This is a genomic window from Ktedonobacter robiniae, from assembly GCF_016587375.1.
GTDB lineage: Bacteria > Chloroflexota > Ktedonobacteria > Ktedonobacterales > Ktedonobacteraceae > Ktedonobacter > Ktedonobacter robiniae.
This window is the reverse complement of record NZ_BNJG01000003.1, coordinates 1,938,067-1,954,895: the sequence shown is the minus strand read 5'-3', so window position 1 is coordinate 1,954,895 and position 16,829 is coordinate 1,938,067. Positions and strand designations below refer to the sequence as shown.

Sequence of the window (16,829 nt, the reverse complement as noted above, 5' to 3'; positions counted from 1 at the left end):
AACAACAACGACAGGGCTCGCTCCACCAGGGCGTCCGGGTCTTTGAGCAAGACCTGCTGCTTCAACCGTTCCTGCGTCACTCCCTGGGTGCGCGCATTCATCTGCACCCATTCCCCCTCCGACAGGTTAAACACTCGCAGCCCAATATGCTCTCGTTCATTCGTCCGGGGATTCTCCCAACTATTGTCCTCCGTCACCGGCAACAGGCGGATCAAATGCCGCACCTGCGTGATCGGTTTGCGCAACGAGTCACCAGACAATCCTCGCTGCGTCTTCCACCAGTCTAGTTCACGCTCCCACACCTCACGCAACTGCACCTCCTGCTCCACGGTGGCACGACTCACCACGGGCTCCAACACCTCGTTCCAGCGCCGCTGCACCCAGCCTAAGATCGCCGCCATCTGCTTCGCCTCCTTCTTCGCCATCACGGCATCATCTTCTTCTCTCCTCAGTATAAAATGTTCCTTCGTTACTGTCAAGTAGGAACAAAGGAACATGCTCTTCCTCCGCAAGAACGGAACGCAGAAAAAGAGGAATGGAGGTGTTACGGCGAGAAGAAGTATGAGACTGAGCGTAAGACCCCTGCCTTGAGGCATGGGGATACAGAGGAAACTGGAAACGTGCGTTTCGAAGGCACCACACTCCACGATGACCGTGAGGGGCAATACCCTGCTGGTGTGGTGCCGATTGTCCTCGTTTCTCTACCGCATTGGCGCATAGCTCGTTCCGGTGTTGTGAAACAGCACCTGCAACCCATTGACCGTCACCACCAGATCAGGATGCTTTGCATCGCCTGAGAAGGTCAGCAGAACCGGGGCCAGATCCGCGCCAGTCCCAACAAGATGAGGGCCTTGTAGGAGTCGGGCGTGTTCTGGATCACCGCCGGGCACCTCAAAGATGACCACCTGGCCTCTGAGGTTCAGAGCCGTAAAGTGAGTTGGCACGCGTGGATCCAGTTCATGGCCGACGATGTGGTCGACGTGCGTCGTTCGCGGATATCCATAGCGCACATCGTCCATGAACGTACTACTCCAGGTGACCACCACAGACCCGGCGAGGGCGAGCAGCAGCGCACACAACATCCCCAGCCCAAGAGGCAGGAGCCAGCTCCCTCCTCGGGACATCTTTGGCTGTGGCGAGGCCTCCCGCAAGAATTCCGGGACCTCTTCGGTGGGAACAGGGCGCTGCACCCGTGGTTTGGCGAACTGAGATGCACGCGCTGTCTGGACCGCTGGCGCTTTTCCTGGTGACGACATCGGACGGCGGCGCACGACAAGGCTGCGTGGAGCCAGACGTGACTCCTTCTCCTCGAGAGTTGCAGGCATAATGGTTCCCTCCTTTGAGAAGCAAAGCACAACAAAGTCACACAAGAAATAGAGGGGCCGACGCCGGGCACAAGAGAGGGAAGCACGCTCGTTCCTACGAAGCATACCTGAACCAGAGGGCCCGACGCAACCCACTTTTCCACGAACTTATCCAGGGGGTGTGCAGCGATTGTGGAGAAAACACAAGCCATCGTCACAGCCAGGCCAACTGGGGTGCGGCAAGTTTTTTTTGCGTACAGCTTATTGAGGGGCACATGCTTCATCGGGTGTGAAGTCCCTCTTTGGCAGTGATTCCGATTTGCGAAGCAATTCGTGGCAATGAGTCATTCCGGTATCATTTCAAGGTTTTCGGCACTCTTCCATCTGATTTTTGCGGCTAAGATATGACTCAAATCATTGCCGGTGAGAGGGCATATTCGGATGTAGCCCCTTCTGGCCAGAAATTGATCATATTTTGTGCTGACAGTAAAGCAGTAAAAAAGTATAACTGTTTTACTCTGGCCTTGAGCAACGCTGGCCAGGAAAGAAGTTTCGGATATGACACCTCTCACAAACAACTCTCTTCATGGAAGAGAGCTTAGCAAAGCCCTCTCCATCGCGAAGGGAAGAAAAAGGCAATGCTGGTTGTCAGTTGCTGAACAATTTTGCCAAGCTTATGTGCGGCAGGAGACTTGTTCTGGCAAATCTGGAGAGGACAAACAATCTCTCCCTTTATATATGCTTCACAGAACACTCACTCCTTCTGGCCTGTTTTGAAGATTGGTCCTTTTTGAGCTCTCTTGAAGAGCGCGGGAGCAATGCGTTGCAGTAGTGCCTCCGCATTTCCGTCAATAGCATCGACTGAAAAAACGATCTTGTAAGAATCATCCACTTGTCTGCCATCATCCCACAACTCCACAACGACGCGCCCTAAGTATTGACTGCTTGCTTCTTGCTGACCAAGGAGTGGCTGACCTTGATGGCTCGATAAAGGGTCAGCAGTGTTTTGGGGTCCGCCTACAAAACTGCTTTTTTTTTGCCAGCTGTTCGTAGGGCCTTCATTCTCCCTATCATTAGACATGTTGTACCTCCTAGTTAAATTTAAATAATGGGGAACGAACACGGTGTACATTCGCAAGCATACACACATCTATTCTGTAGTGTGTGATTTGACCGTGTTTTTGTCCTGGTCATTGACGCAAAAAAACTTGCCGCACCCGGCCAACTGGCTACCAGCCTGGCTATGATGATGGCTCCCTTTCTCGCGCGACATGGTGAGAGAAAAGTGGCTACCGGTTGGCAAAGAGAGGCGCGAAGAGAACATCAAGACACGCCACCATGAATGGACGCTCGCATTCCCTTCCACCACGGCTCCACAATGGCATCATGTCGACTCCCATGCTCATGGCAAGCGATCCATTGCCAATGCTCTTCCACCTCGACATCTCTTCCATTCCGCTACAAACACATCTCTTCCATCTATTTCCCTATTCAAGGGCTTGTAAATGAAGCTATTCCATGATACAGTAAAAGATAGAAAGAGGCATTCGCGCGTTGCGCGAATGCCTGCCCCTGGCGTCAAAGAAGCAGGCGCCATTCTTCAAGGGGACAGTTATATAGACCCTCAAAAATACACGGGCAGCGAGAGAAGCGGATTACTCCTCTTCTCTCGCCAGCCTCGCACCATCTACGGCTGATCATCATACAACTGATCATGTCGAGCATCCCTTTTGCTCTTTCCCCGGATCCGCGCCTTGTCCCCAAAAGCACCAGAGCACTCAGCAACCGTTATCCCCCTGTCCCCACATGCTGCGTGATATCGGCAATCACCTTTGGACTACTTGCCCACCGTAAAATATGCTCCTCATGCTCAAATAACCGTTCTCGCAATAACACCCCACAGGGGCGGCGGTTCGTCAGTCGTCGAGGACCGCAAGGTGCACCTGGCGCAGGCGTGCAGGATCGATAATCGTGGTGATCGCGGTGATCTTCCCTCCTCTGATCGAGAGATCAAAGACACCGATCAGCCGCCCGTACGGGGCCACCACGACTCCCACAGAGCCATTCACCAGCACTGTCTGTGTTGCCTGGGCTCGTCCCACAAACTGTTTGGCCACAGCCGCTGCACCATGAATCTCTCCTGCTACGCCCGCAGGCACGGACATGGGATCGCGTCGGAGTACCACATCTGGATCGAGCACGGCGAGCAGCGCGTCAAAGTTCCCGACACGCGCGGCGGTGAGGAAGGCTTCCACCACTTCTCGGCTGGCGGACAGGTCCGCATCCTGAATAGGTGCTCTTCCCCGCACCCGGCGGCGGGCGCGGCTGGCAAGCTGTCTGGCTGCGGCGACTTCACGCTCCACGAGAGGCGCGATCTCGTCGAAGGGCAGGGCGAAGATGTCGTGCAGCACATAGGCGAGGCGCTCGGCAGGAGTCAGCTGATCGAGCACCACCAGCAGCGCCAGACCCACCGCATCGACCAGTTCGGCTTCTTCCTCGGGGTCGCTTCTGCCAGGCTCTCTCGTGATGGACCCAGCAAAGGACGCTTCCAGGGACTCTTCTCCCCGCGATTTCCGCGCGCGCAGCATATCCAGGCAGATCCGCGTGACCGCCCTGCTCAGCCATGCGCCCGGGTTTGAGACGGTGCTTGGGTCCGTGCGGACCAGACGCAGCCAGGACTCCTGAACGGCATCCTGCGCCTCGGGAAGGGAACCCAGCATCCGATAGGCCATCGCCTGCAGTTGGGGACGTTCTGCCTCGAAGCGCTTCACCAGCCAGTCTTGTTCATCCATTCCTTCTCTTCCTTCTTTCTCCATTCGTCATACCACCGACGAAGGAAACCGGGCTGATGTGACAGGCTGCCAGCCCGTCTTGGCGCGGAGCTCGCAAGAGAGCAGGATGTTTCCTTCCAATCGCACACGAGTTTGCCCGAATCAGGGAAGAAACCGGTCACATTCTTTCCGTGTCATACGTCGGGAGGGTGACGAGGGAAACCCAGCCAAGGTGAGAGGGAGTCCCACTCCTCTTGACCGCGCTGACTGGGCAATCTCATCACCATCAAGATACACCTTGGGGGTTGTGTGCACCGCCAGCGGAAAAGCACCACTTTCCCTCGTGGAAAAGTGAAAGGACCTGTTCCCATGAAAGTAGCGATTTCCCATACCAAAGTCAAGCCTGACAAGCGCGCCGAAATCGATGCGGCGGGCAAGCGCGTGCTCGAGGCGCTTGAACGAGAACGTCCGCAGGGGTTTCTCTATGCCGTCTGCCCGCTCCCCGACGGGGAGACCTTTGTCACGCTCAGCGTCACTGACGACGGCGTCGACAATCCGTTGGTGGCCTTCCCAGAATTTCAGGCGTTCGTCGCGAACTTCAAGACCTGGATCGCTGAGCCGCCAACCGCCGAACAGTTGACGGCTACCAGCTCCTATCGGTCCTTCTAACGACCCAGGAGTCGAGCGTCTGGCGAGTGAGGCAGCCGCTGCCGATCATACTCGCCAGATCCTCTCGGCGATCTCCGGTGAAAAGCCTTGCGAGAAGACGCGAGCCACATGGCTCGTGAAGCTGGTGAGCGCGGCTCGTGAAACAGAGCCGCTTTCCTGTGCTTTCCGTATCGGGTCGCGTCTTTTGGATCGGGCACGCACGAGAGGAACAGAAGCAATGGCACGAGTGACCCATGCAGCCTCCCATCTCTCTTGCAGAGGGAAAAATCCGGATGAGGACCGATCAGAGCGCCGACCGCAGGAATTCCTTGTCCCTTTTGTCGCGTAACTGGATACTCGTCCCATTCGTCTCTTCTCCTCAAGAAGTACGCTGCTTCTACTAGAAAATGATCAAACTCTCTTCTTCTTCTCTGTTAAACCTAAAAGTACCAGTAGCTTGTTTTAAGGATAGATCATGGTGTATATAACAAAGAATAAGTGCACATCCTCCTGGTCTGAGGAGTGCCTAGAGGGGTATGACCATGTTGAAGGGGGGCCACATGTCAACAACACGCTCACGTCACAGCCACACCACCATTCGAGGGAGCATTCCGAGTAAGAAATCGACACGCCGCATGGTTCACTATCTCGGCCTGCTCCAGAGAGCCTACATCTATCTTCTCGAGTATGATCCACTCGTGCTTCACTACGAGGAACATCCCTTTTCCATTTCCTATCGTTCTGGCAAGCAGATTGCTCAGTATACTCCTGACTTTCGCGTCGTCTGGAAACATCAACGCCCCCGGCTCGTCACCTGCCGTCCGCGCATCACTGACCTTGAGCTCGCCGCTTTCACAGCCGCACAGTTGTGGGGTCAGCAACACGACCATGACGTTGCCCTTATCACCGAGGAGACGCTCAGTTGTCACCGGGTCCTCCTCTCGAATCTCGAAATGCTTGCCGTTCATTCGTTTGCGCCGATTCCACCACCCATCTATGACTACTTACTCACGACCATTCTCTCCATTGGAGGCCCCTTCTCGCCTCTGGACTTGGTTCAACACACCTCCTTGCTTCGCCCTTTTCAGACAAAATCATTTCTCTGGAACCTTGTCTATCACGGTGAGCTCCTCACTGATTTAACACAACCATTAGAGTTCTCCTCGACCTCTCTTCTCTGGAAAGGACACCACTCTCATGCCTCGCCAGCGCATCTCGTCTGTGAACACGAGGGCTCCATCATATCGCCTCCAGCATCTTCCCCCTCCTCGATGACAGATGAGCTTTTATCCCCATCCAGAGCACCGTTCCCGGCAAGAGAGCAAGGGCGAGGAAGTTGGTCTCTGTCTGAGACCAACGATAAGACCATCAGCTAGTGCAAGAAAGCAAACACCATGTCTCAACCAGTTACCTTTGAACCCGGCATCCGGTACCTCTTCCAAGGGCGAGGCTACCAGGTCGTTCTGATCTTAAGCGGTGGCATGCTCGTTGCACGCAATCTTGAAACGAACGCACTCGTTTCTCAGCGTCTCGCCGAACTCTGGCACCATTGGCAAGAGAACACCCTGGAATTTGCTCGCGAAGGACCCAACCTGGACGAGCAAGCAACGACACCACTCAAGACTCGCTCGACCTTTACCGAACTTGCTGACTTGCCACCACACCTCCAGGAGATCGCGCGACATCGCTATCAATTGATTCGTCCACTCCTTCTGTTATCATCTCGCCAGCGCACCAAAGAGGTGGTCGAAGCACGTATTCAAACATACCTCTCGTCTCTCAATCCGGCCAGTGCTCCACACACGCCTCAGCCACTTGAGCCTGAGGAACATCAAACCATGCTTGCATCATCCCCTCACCTTGCTCCCTTCTTTGACATCACCCCTCGTACGGTTTCGCGTTGGATTCGTCGCTACCAAGAGAGTCACGAAGACATTCGTAGCCTGGTCCCTTCCTATCATCAACGTGGTCCTCGCCACCACCGCTTCAGTCCTCTTCTTGAACATTTCTTGCAAGAAGCCATCAAAGAAACATATCTGACCAACGTTCGCGCTCCAGTGACGCATGTGATCACAGCCTTTAAGAAACGCATCATTCTTGAGAATGCGACACGACCTGCGGAAGAACATCTTCTTGCTCCTGGCAACATGACGATCTACCGCTACATTCAGCGGCTTGACGCCTTGGACGTTGACACGGCTCGATTGGGGAAAGCGCATGCCCAGCGCAAGCACCATCAGACCCAACTCGGTCCTCTCCACACCCGGCCCAATCAGCGAGCAGAACTCGACTTCGCGCGCCTCGACCTTCTCGTTGTTGATCCCAATGATCGCCTCCCTATCGGACGGCCAACCATCGCAGCTATCCGCGATAAGTACACCGGCTACCCTCTTGGGGTCTTTATCAGTTTCGACCCACCCTCGTATCGTGTGGCCATGGAGTGCATGCTCTATGCCTTTTTGCCAAAAGAGCATGTGCAAACACAGTTTCACACCCAACATGCCTACCTGGCCTTTGGCATTCCAGAAGTGCTCGTCGTCGATAATGGCATGGAACTTGATCGAGATTTAGAGCTCGCGTGCTTGCAGTTGGGCATTGAACTCCAACACATGCCAGTACGCAAACCCTGGTTTAAAGGCAGTATTGAACGGTGGTTTCGCACGCTCAATACCGATCTCATTCACGTCACGCCTGGCACCACCTTCTCTCACTTTCTCGAACGCGGTGACTATCAATCTCAGCACCATGCCTGTATCACGCTCGACAAACTCTGGGAACTGCTTCATCTCTGGATTGTCGATGTCTATACGCAAGAGGTTCACCGCGGGGTGGGAGGCCATCCCCGTGGGAAAGGAATACCCGCCAGGCTCTGGGAGCAAGCGCTTGAAGAACACTTTGTTCCACGTCTTCCCCCCAGCCGCAATGACTTACTGGTCCTGGTCAGCAGAACCGCCACACGCACCATTCATCACTATGGCATCGAATTTGAACAGCTACGCTATCAGGACCCCAAGCTGGCCGCACTTCGCAGCAAGCTTGCACGTGCCAAAACATATCGGTCAACGCACAGCGCCATCGCTCGCCATCGGGAAGACGAGATCAAAGAAGGCATCGTCCACATCAAATACTATCCAGGAGACCTCTCACGCATCTGGGTCCTTGATCCTTTTTCCAACCGCTACCTCGAAGTGGAAGCCGTGGACAAAGACTATACCCAACAGCTCTCCTTATGGAAACATCGTGTCATCAAACGCTATGTTCAGGAGGAACTCAAGCGCCAGGTCAATCAGCAGGCTCTTGTGCTCGCCAAAGCGCGCTTGCAGCAATGTATTACGGATGAGATACGTCTGACACGCAAGCTTCGCACCCGCCAGAGCATGACACGCTGGTGGAATGAACAAGTGACGACATGGATCAATGCATCAACGCATGCGGCTGCCGAGACGTTCATCAACACTCCAGTGGACACATCGCAAGACGGAAACAGAGAGGTCACAGAAGAACATGCACCGCTGGAATCTTCTCTTGAAGCCGAGGCAATGGACCCACATTACCACTCAACCACCACAACACTCGCCGGTGTTGCCGATCTCTCTGCCCCTCTCGGGGACATACAGGAGCAGGTCTTCCTCCAGCCTGACCAAAATGGACAAACCCCATTCGAGCCATTCCCGCCTCTTTCGTTCGAAGAGTGTACCCCTTTCGACAAGAAACAGCGTCCACCGCGCAAGTCGACCACAGCCCCAAGACACAGGAGAGCGAGACAGGGCCAATCATCGGCCACCGCCCAGGAACCAGAGGAACATATCCCCCCCTTACACACAGGTCAGCAGGAACACACAAGTGAACTCCCATTGACTTCCATAACAGAACTCACAACCACCATTACTGAACGGCAACAATCCTTTGGAATTGCCGTTCGTTCCACACACTGGCGCTCGTAACCGCGCCAAGGAGACGAAGAAACCATGACACAGGATCCTTCACCCACACCCGCATGGCAAACTCTCAGTGATGCTGAACGTTACGCCATCATTGATCACATCCTCATCATGCATAAAGGATTTACCGCCCTGCTTGCAGAACTCGACTACTGCAATCGCTTCACCCAAAGCAGCTCCACACATAATCCACCCTGCTTGGCCATTCTTGGCGAGACTGGAGCTGGCAAAACCACCCTGGTCCAGGAATGGTTAGCACGCAACAACAATACGCGCAGCGAAACACCGCAAGGGAGTATCATCCCCTATCTCTACGTCTCCGTTCCCGCTAAGGCCAGTATTAAAGGCACCGCTGCGGCGTTTCTCTCCACCCTGGGAGATCCCAACCCGGGACGTGGCACCCAATGGAATATGGTCACTCGCCTGCACATGCTGCTCAAAAGCTGCCAGGTACGCATGATCTTCGTCGATGAGTTCCAGCACATTCTCGACCGAGACACCCTCCGCGTCCTCAACGCCGTCACGGATTTCCTCAAAGATATTATCAATCAGAGCAACATCCCGATGATTCTTATCGGGCAAAAAGGGGAAGCAGAACCTATCCTTCAGACCAATCCACAACTCAGCCGACGCGTCGGGACACCTCGCTATATGACCCCGTTTCCCTGGGACCGCTCCCAATCCAAAACCACCGCCGAATTCCGCACGCTTATGGAAAGCATTGATCTCGAACTCCCCCTTGATCCTTCAGGGTTGGGAAGCCTGGACATGGCCTATCGCTTTCACTATGCCACCAATGGATATCTCGGCTGGATTATGCATCTGGTTCGCCATGCCGCGCACCTCGCTATCTCCCAGGGCTGCTCCACCCTCAATCGCATCTTATTAGAGCATGCTTATAACGCCTGCATTGCTGGCACCGTGATGGGCGAGAAAAAAATGAACCCTTTTTCGGTCAAGCGTTTTACCTAAATGCCCAGGCTTTCCGGCCACAAACGCGCCATCTGCGCTCACGACGCCGAGATGGCGCACACCCTGTCACGGACAGTCCGCTCATAGGCTCACACGTGCGCGAGAAAAACAGGAGAGACACGTTCACATGCACACCACCACACACAGCATCGCACCACTGCCAGTGCGCGTTCCTCCACAACCCTGGGAAGACCTGCATTCCTTCCTCACCCGTACCGCCAAACAGATGCACTACGAACGCGTGAATCAGGTCATTCAACCTGAGATGAGTCATTTCCGCATTGCCTCTTCTCAGGTGTCTCTGCTCGCTGAGCGAGCTGACTATCGGTTCCTTTCAGATCTTCTTCTTCTCAGTGAGGAAGCGCTCTACCAGATGACCTTACATCGGTTCTCGGCCCCATTTAAGCACCTCGAATACTTTCCCGTCATCAAAGTTCCTTCTTGGCGCTCCGGCCTCACTGAGTATCTCAAACCGAAAATAGCCCTCCACCACGATCCTATTGAGCGACCGCGGCTTCAACGAGATCTTCACCGCACCTTTTTTCTTCCCAACCAGACCACACAAATCTGCCCTCTCTGCCTCCAGGAGGAGGTCGCCTATGACCGCCTGTACTGGAAAGCCAGATACCTGCTGACCTGTCACAAGCATAGGCTGCTGCTCCTGCGACATTGCCCACACTGCTCCAGGCGCATTCCCTCACAACGGCTTGATCCAACCTCCTGTCCCTATTGCCGACACTCCTATGCTTCCACAGTAACGCTGCGCATCGCACCAGAAGCCATGGGGTTGGTCTCTGGGGATCAGTTGACCCTCCGTGCTCTTGGCGTTCTTCCTCCTCTTGACCATCCATCTATTCCTTTGGAGCTCAATGATCCACGCACCCTCTTACCACCGCAGCAGTATATTGCGCTTCTGCGCGCCTTTTGTATCAGCCTCCATCGTCTCCAACCCGCTGACGTTCAATCGTTGCTGCCCAACGCGTTCACCGCCTTCCTTCACACCAACCAGCTGTTCCAACGTCCCTATCCAGACGCGGTCCCCCCACTCCAAGTCGCCATCACGCACTGGATCTTTAGCGCCTGGCCCGACCATTTCCTCGCCTTTCTCGATGTCCTCGCATGTTGGTCTCGGAAAACAAAAAAAAAGCATGCCTTTGACAACTTCCCCCACCACTTCCTCCTTGGCGACCTCGCCAAAGACGCCCTCGCCATCGTCTCCCACGCCTACCAGCAGTATCAACCAACCTATTCGTTGCAAACCCTTGAGCACCGCATCCAAGAACACCTCGACGCCTGCAATACCGCCTCCTCCTCTTCCCCATAACACCTCAATATGCCTAATGACTATAGGATAAACTGGCAGCTGATGACCCAGCAGAGAGCGCAGTCCAGGAACCTCAAGGACACTATTTCTGGGATTCCCCACAAAACTCCTCTCCTGCACAGACGCCAAGTAGGATCCCACCAATCGTGTCTTTCTTCCCACAATTCCTGTCTTTGGACCCATCTCCCATCGCACTTATCGCGCGCAAAGAAGCCTATCAGCCGACTCCGCCATCACCAAGCCAGGAACACGCTGGAGGGTAAAGACATGTTTTGTGGGAATTCTGTAGGAAAATGACACATGTTGTGGGAAGCAAAGACAGGATTTGTGGGATTTTTCATATGAGGCGAGCTGAGGCAAAGACACTAATTATGAGATCCTACAGCCCGCCGCATCGATTTCGGCGCGCTTGTCAGGCTTGACTTTGGTATGGGAAATCGCTACTTTCATGGGAACAGGTCCTTTCACTTTTCCACGAGGGAAAGTGGTGCTTTTCCGCTGGCGGTGCACACAACCCCAAGGTGCATCTTGATGGTGATGAGATTGCCCAGTCAGCGCGGTCAAGAGGAGTGGGACTCCCTCTCACCTTGGCTGGGTTTCCCTCGTCATCCTCCCGACGTATGACACGCAAAGATTGTGACCGGTTTCTTCCCTGATTCCTCTGAAAGAGCTGGAGAAAGAGACAAAAACACCCCCCTGTGGGTCAAGTGACCCAAGAGAACCTCATCCGCAAGCTCGTATGCTGGAAGCAGGATTAAGCGATCTGAGTAGGGGTCAGCGTCACCTGATATCCCAACCGTTCAAGCTGCCTGGTTGCCCGTCGCTCAGCATGCTTGCGATCTAATTCCGAAAAGTAGTTTGCTCCTCTTCCTCTGAAAGAGCTGGAGAAAGAGACAAAAACACCCCCCTGTGGGTCAAGTGACCCAAGAGAACCTCATCCGCAAGCTCGTATGCTGGAAGCAGGATTAAGCGATCTGAGTAGGGGTCAGCGTCACCTGATATCCCAACCGTTCAAGCTGCCTGGTTGCCCGTCGCTCAGCATGCTTGCGATCTAATTCCGAAAAGTAGTTTGCTCCTCTTTCCTGATAGGGCTCACCAGTCGTGAGCATGTGATAGTAGATCACCAGAATGCTGTGAGCCACCGCCACGACAGCACGTTTGTTGCCACGACGAGCAGCAATCTGATGATACTGTGCCGAGAGATAGCTGTGCTTGGTTCGAGCGGCGGCATTGGCGGCTTGAACCAGCATCGCTTTAATCCAGCGATTGCCTTTGCGAATGCGTCCACTTTTGCGTTTGCCTCCACTCTCGTTATTGCCAGGACAAATGCCCACCCAGGAGGCGAGGTGAGCGGCATCCGGAAAAGGAGACACATCCGAGCCTATCTCAGCCAGGAGAACTTCGATGATTCGACGGCTACATCCAGGAATAGCATCGAGCCGCTGAATCAACGCCTCCTGAGGGCGCAAGCGCTCCTCAATCTCCCTGTCCAGGCGCGAAATTCCCCGATCATGTCGCTCGATCAGGGAGAGCAGTTCCTGCAAGAGGAGGCGGTGATGGTCCCTCAGGCGTCCACGCAGCGCTTGTGCCAGCGCGTCACGTTTGCTCATCGCACGTCCCAGAGCCAGATCTGCTAACACGGCTGGATCTTCCTCTCCGCGAAGGAGAGCCGAGAGAATCTGCTGTCCTGATTTCCCCATGATATCCGTCAACACGGACGAGAGCTTCAGATTGGTATCTTCCAGCGTTTTGTGGAGCCGATTCACCAGCCGGGTTCGCTCGGCGATCAGAGTTGTGCGCAGACGGGTCAGATCACGAAGCTCTCGTTGTTGGGGTGACGGGATAAAGCTGGGTTTGAGGAGCCCAAACTGCAAGAGTTCGGCGATCCACTCCGCATCCTTTTTATCGGTTTTGCGACCTGGAACGCGTTTGAGATGTTCGGCATTGACAATCATGACCTGCTCAAAGTGCCCTTCCATGAGGTTGAAAGGGGACTTCCAATACACCCCGGTTGACTCCATCGCGATGGCCTGGCACCGCGCTGTTTTCAGCCAGTCAACGCACGAGAGTAATTCACTCGTCATCGTCGAAAAGCGCCGCAGCTCTTTGTGTTGCTGTCCTTTCTCATCGACAGCGAGCAAACATGCCACCAGAAATTGTTTGTGGACATCAATCCCGCAACAGCTTCGATACAGGACTTCCATCAGGGTTCCTCCTTCTGATACGCTGTGGTCAATGGTTAGCGATCAGCGACCAGGAAGTACCCGGCCTGTGAGGTTAGATTCCTCTACGTGCTTCTGGAAAAGAGCGACAACTGGCGGTGCAAACGGGTACCTGGAGACAGCTTCGGGCTCACGCTCATGTTCATAACTGGGCGTCCGTTCTCACCTGGCCGCGATCTCTCCAGTATATCCTCTTTCATCCCTGGTGGTGTCCCGGCACGGGGCATGCTGCTTCGGGCAAACTCGTGTGCGATTGGAAGGAAACATCCTGCTCTCTTGCGAGCTCCGCGCCAAGACGGGCTGGCAGCCTGTCACATCAGCCCGGTTTCCTTCGTCGGTGGTATGACGAATGGAGAAAGAAGGAAGAGAAGGAATGGATGAACAAGACTGGCTGGTGAAGCGCTTCGAGGCAGAACGTCCCCAACTGCAGGCGATGGCCTATCGGATGCTGGGTTCCCTTCCCGAGGCGCAGGATGCCGTTCAGGAGTCCTGGCTGCGTCTGGTCCGCACGGACCCAAGCACCGTCTCAAACCCGGGCGCATGGCTGAGCAGGGCGGTCACGCGGATCTGCCTGGATATGCTGCGCGCGCGGAAATCGCGGGGAGAAGAGTCCCTGGAAGCGTCCTTTGCTGGGTCCATCACGAGAGAGCCTGGCAGAAGCGACCCCGAGGAAGAAGCCGAACTGGTCGATGCGGTGGGTCTAGCGCTGCTGGTGGTGCTCGATCAGCTGACTCCTGCCGAGCGCCTCGCCTATGTGCTGCACGACATCTTCGCCGTGCCCTTCGACGAGATCGCGCCTCTCGTGGAGCGCTCAGAGGGCGCAGCCAGGCAGCTCGCCAGCCGCGCCCGCCGCCGGGTGCGGGGAAGAGCCCATATTCAGGATGCGGACCTGTCCGCCAGCCGAGAAGTGGTGGAAGCCTTCCTCATCGCCGCGCGTGTCGGGAACTTTGACGCGCTGCTCGCCGTGCTCGATCCAGAGGTGGTGCTCCGGCGCGATCCCATGTCCGTGCCTGCGGGCGGAGCAGGAGAGCTTCATGGTGCAGCGGCTGTGGCGAACCAGTTTGTGGGACGTGCCCAGGCAACACAGACTGCGCTGGTGAATGGCTCCGTGGGAGTCGTGGTGGCCCCGTACGGGCGGCTGATCGGCGTCTTTGATGTCTCGATCAGGGGAGGCAAGATCATCGCGATCACCACGATTACCGATCCTGCACGCCTGCGCCAGGTGCTCCTTGCGGTCCTCGACGACTGACGAACCGCCGCCCGTTAAACGCCGTGCTCCCACAGTTCGAGTCGTGCCCGTGCTCACACGACTCGAACTGTGGGAGCACGGCGAGCCGCATGCTCGCGTGATGCGTCGCACCATCGGTCGGAGCCTGCGGAAAAACAGGGCGAGCCGATGAGATAAAAACGAGGGAGACCCATTCTTTCTACGACAGATGGCGAATTGGTATCAGCTATCTGGATCGATTCCAGGGATAGGCATCAGGCTCCTCAGGCAACTGAATATCCTCCTGCACCAGCTCAGTATGTTTGTTATACCCGCGCGGAATATTGAACTCTTGATGATGCTGATCGACTTCAGCCTGATGCTCCTTCAACACAGCACCGATGAGATCCTTGCGACCACCAGCCAGAGCTTTCAATAAACTGACATTGAGAAACCACCGTCGTCTGGGTTCATTGGCACGATTCCACTGCATGATCGCATAGATCGCGCGGCGCAGACGTTCCTTGGTCGCCCCTTCCTGCCGATAGCGCGAAAGCTGAGATGTGGGCATGGCGGCAAAGTGTGGCCCCTCCTGCTTCATCTTCTCCGCTTCATGCAGAAGCCAGGAGGTTACCAAGGCTCGCAGATCGGTCACCTGTTGGCTGAGCAGATAGGTACGGATCTCTTGCAACTGCTGAGCAGAAACATCGAGAGCATCAATCGTCCAGGCAAGAGGTTCCGTTGGCTGAGGCAGTGGGGTCGCCGCTTTAGTAGCCGCTTCATAGCCATCCATCAGGTTGCGTACCACTTCATCCTGATCTTGAGGATATGGAACCATCCTCTCGGAGAGGTCGTCAAAGCGATCGCGCGTGGGGATCGCCAAGCGGATCAAAGAAAAGGTAGCCCCCTCTTTCCTTTTGCCTTTCTTCTTCTTGAGGGGCCGTCCCTCCAGCTTCGGTTCTTTCCTCACGCCCTTCTCCTTTGGTTGAAAGATCTCAAGCACCTCGACGCCAGGCTCCCCTAACTTTCGCCCCTGACGTCGATCAATGGTCCCATCAGAAGCAACGACCACATAATCAAAGTAGTGCAGGGCGGAAGCATAATTACGTTGCTGCTGTTCCACATCCTCCTCACCCACCTTCCCCGCTCCCGGGTGACGCTCTGCCGTGGTCACCAAGCGATGTCCCTGAATTTCGGCAATATAGGCAATGGCTTTCACCTGCTCGGGAGCATACCAGGACACCGCGACGGTGGCATAGACGCTTCTGAGCAGGTGGGTATACAAGGCGTCCCGCTCCTCATCACGCACAGGCACCAGGTCGTGAAAATGGCGATCAGCGGCCTCGCGCACTGCTTGCCCATAGCGGGCACGAATGCTCTGTTCCTCTTCGTGCGCATCCACCAGCTGCCGGAGCCGCGCGATGCCCTCGAGAACCAGAGCAGCCGGCGCCAACGTTGGAATCTCATAGGCCTGCTCACGCGAACGCCCTTTCACCTGCCCACGAAACCAGAGGGTGTACGCCGTCTTGGGTTCAAAGACAGCCGTTTTCATCACCTCAATGAAACGGCGACCGCAACACAGCGCCAGCCCCACGGCGACCTCTGCGGGATTGTGTGACGACAACAAACGGGTACCTCGCTCCACCAGCACGTCAACCTCCTTGAGAGGCAGAGAATCCCCAAGGCGTTCATCCAGTTTCTGACGGGCAGGAGCATTCAACTGAACCCACTCCTGCTGCGTGAGGCGAACATATTTGAGCGCCAGATGCTCCCGCTGCCCCGAATCCGTGAGATAACTATTCTGCTCAGTGAGCGGCAGGTGCTTAATTTGATTGCGCAGATTCGTCAAAGGATTACGAATGCTACTCTCTGAGAGGTGACGCTCCTCACGCCAATACGCAAAGACCTCTTTCGCTAACTGAGCCAAAGCAGGCTCATTGCGTTCGTGCGCCAGGCGCTCTACCTGGGGCAACACCCCCTGCCAGTAGTCTCGCTCCCACCCGGGAATCTTTGGCATTGACCCACTCCTTCACACGCGAAAGTGCAGCGTTGCATCCTTCTCGTGATGTGACTACTATTTGGTCACATCATACCCTCTTTTCTTCCCTAGAGTATACCATAACCGAGCTTAAAAAGCTATATTACACAATACACTCTTAGTGACCATATTTTCTCTTCTCAGAGGAGAGAAGGATCCCACCCATCCTCTCTGCGCATCCCATAGGCGCGTGTCGCGTGAGCACTCCCGCCATGACACCCCTCGCGAGCAGAGAAGCAGATGAGCCGATACCGCCACCAGAACGCAAAGAAAAAGACAGCTCCTTTCTCAGCTGCTGCTCCTCGAAGAATCCCCTGGATGTATCCAGGCAGAGTCATGGAAACGTGGCAACCGGTTGCCACGTTTCCATGACTCTGCCAAAGACAAAGGGGCTTCCTTGCC

The 16,829-nt window shown here is 55.3% G+C and carries 12 protein-coding genes; 6 read left to right on the top strand and 6 right to left on the bottom strand.

Annotated elements, in window-relative coordinates; all coding sequences use genetic code 11:
* From JMJ04_RS40990 to JMJ04_RS40975, 4 genes are all read right to left on the bottom strand, one after another.
* The coding region (locus JMJ04_RS40990; protein ID WP_201376114.1) for a hypothetical protein at positions 1 to 401 on the bottom strand (401 nt) is incomplete at its 3' end.
* A gap of 300 nt (positions 402 to 701) precedes the next feature.
* On the bottom strand, positions 702 to 1,325 hold the full coding sequence (locus tag JMJ04_RS40985; protein WP_201376113.1) for a hypothetical protein: 624 nt from the start codon (positions 1,323 to 1,325) through the stop codon (positions 702 to 704).
* 733 nt (positions 1,326 to 2,058) lie between these two features.
* Entirely contained in the window at positions 2,059 to 2,385 is a 327-nt protein-coding gene (locus JMJ04_RS40980) for a hypothetical protein (RefSeq protein WP_201376112.1), read from the bottom strand.
* A gap of 835 nt (positions 2,386 to 3,220) precedes the next feature.
* Positions 3,221 to 4,096 carry a sigma-70 family RNA polymerase sigma factor gene (locus JMJ04_RS40975; protein WP_201376178.1) on the bottom strand — a complete coding sequence of 292 codons (876 nt, stop codon included), beginning with the start codon at positions 4,094 to 4,096 and terminating at the stop codon, positions 3,221 to 3,223.
* Positions 4,097 to 4,444: 348 nt separating this feature from the next.
* Between JMJ04_RS40975 and JMJ04_RS40970 the strand changes: the two genes are divergently transcribed.
* The 5 genes from JMJ04_RS40970 to JMJ04_RS40950 all read left to right on the top strand — a co-directional run bounded on the left by JMJ04_RS40970 (position 4,445) and on the right by JMJ04_RS40950 (position 10,960).
* Complete coding sequence (locus JMJ04_RS40970) at positions 4,445 to 4,744, top strand: hypothetical protein (protein ID WP_201376111.1); 300 nt, start codon at positions 4,445 to 4,447, stop codon at positions 4,742 to 4,744.
* A gap of 539 nt (positions 4,745 to 5,283) precedes the next feature.
* Complete coding sequence (locus JMJ04_RS40965) at positions 5,284 to 6,099, top strand: PDDEXK family nuclease (protein WP_201376110.1); 816 nt, start codon at positions 5,284 to 5,286, stop codon at positions 6,097 to 6,099.
* Positions 6,100 to 6,117: 18 nt separating this feature from the next.
* Positions 6,118 to 8,667: a Mu transposase C-terminal domain-containing protein gene (locus tag JMJ04_RS40960; RefSeq protein ID WP_201376109.1), complete on the top strand. Its 2,550-nt coding sequence runs from the start codon at positions 6,118 to 6,120 to the stop codon at positions 8,665 to 8,667.
* Positions 8,668 to 8,691: 24 nt separating this feature from the next.
* Complete coding sequence (locus JMJ04_RS40955) at positions 8,692 to 9,636, top strand: TniB family NTP-binding protein (protein WP_201374549.1); 945 nt, start codon at positions 8,692 to 8,694, stop codon at positions 9,634 to 9,636.
* 127 nt (positions 9,637 to 9,763) lie between these two features.
* Positions 9,764 to 10,960 (top strand): TniQ family protein, encoded by a 1,197-nt coding sequence (locus JMJ04_RS40950; RefSeq protein ID WP_201376108.1) that lies wholly within the window; start codon positions 9,764 to 9,766, stop codon positions 10,958 to 10,960.
* A gap of 965 nt (positions 10,961 to 11,925) precedes the next feature.
* Here the strand turns inward: JMJ04_RS40950 and JMJ04_RS40945 are convergent.
* Positions 11,926 to 13,164 (bottom strand): IS110 family RNA-guided transposase, encoded by a 1,239-nt coding sequence (locus tag JMJ04_RS40945; RefSeq protein WP_201371172.1) that lies wholly within the window; start codon positions 13,162 to 13,164, stop codon positions 11,926 to 11,928.
* Between the two features lie 391 nt (positions 13,165 to 13,555).
* Here JMJ04_RS40945 and JMJ04_RS40940 point away from each other — a divergent pair, with 391 nt between their 5' ends.
* Entirely contained in the window at positions 13,556 to 14,431 is an 876-nt protein-coding gene (locus JMJ04_RS40940) for a sigma-70 family RNA polymerase sigma factor (RefSeq protein WP_201376107.1), read from the top strand.
* 205 nt (positions 14,432 to 14,636) lie between these two features.
* On the opposite strand, the gene JMJ04_RS40935 is transcribed toward JMJ04_RS40940, so the two are convergent.
* Positions 14,637 to 16,406: a protelomerase family protein gene (locus JMJ04_RS40935; protein ID WP_201376106.1), complete on the bottom strand. Its 1,770-nt coding sequence runs from the start codon at positions 16,404 to 16,406 to the stop codon at positions 14,637 to 14,639.
* Between the last annotated feature and the right edge of the window lie 423 nt (positions 16,407 to 16,829).

Excerpts from the sequence above, each read along its gene's own strand:
- JMJ04_RS40985 (WP_201376113.1), bottom strand. The coding sequence starts at position 1,325 with ATGCCTGCAACTCTCGAGGAGAAGGAGTCACGTCTGGCTCCACGCAGC.
- JMJ04_RS40970 (WP_201376111.1), top strand. The coding sequence starts at position 4,445 with ATGAAAGTAGCGATTTCCCATACCAAAGTCAAGCCTGACAAGCGCGCC.
- JMJ04_RS40955 (WP_201374549.1), top strand. The coding sequence starts at position 8,692 with ATGACACAGGATCCTTCACCCACACCCGCATGGCAAACTCTCAGTGAT.
- JMJ04_RS40935 (WP_201376106.1), bottom strand. The coding sequence starts at position 16,406 with ATGCCAAAGATTCCCGGGTGGGAGCGAGACTACTGGCAGGGGGTGTTG.
- JMJ04_RS40975 (WP_201376178.1), bottom strand. The coding sequence starts at position 4,096 with ATGGATGAACAAGACTGGCTGGTGAAGCGCTTCGAGGCAGAACGTCCC.
- JMJ04_RS40940 (WP_201376107.1), top strand. The coding sequence starts at position 13,556 with ATGGATGAACAAGACTGGCTGGTGAAGCGCTTCGAGGCAGAACGTCCC.
- JMJ04_RS40960 (WP_201376109.1), top strand. The coding sequence starts at position 6,118 with ATGTCTCAACCAGTTACCTTTGAACCCGGCATCCGGTACCTCTTCCAA.
- JMJ04_RS40950 (WP_201376108.1), top strand. The coding sequence starts at position 9,764 with ATGCACACCACCACACACAGCATCGCACCACTGCCAGTGCGCGTTCCT.
- JMJ04_RS40945 (WP_201371172.1), bottom strand. The coding sequence starts at position 13,164 with ATGGAAGTCCTGTATCGAAGCTGTTGCGGGATTGATGTCCACAAACAA.
- JMJ04_RS40965 (WP_201376110.1), top strand. The coding sequence starts at position 5,284 with ATGTCAACAACACGCTCACGTCACAGCCACACCACCATTCGAGGGAGC.
- JMJ04_RS40980 (WP_201376112.1), bottom strand. The coding sequence starts at position 2,385 with ATGTCTAATGATAGGGAGAATGAAGGCCCTACGAACAGCTGGCAAAAA.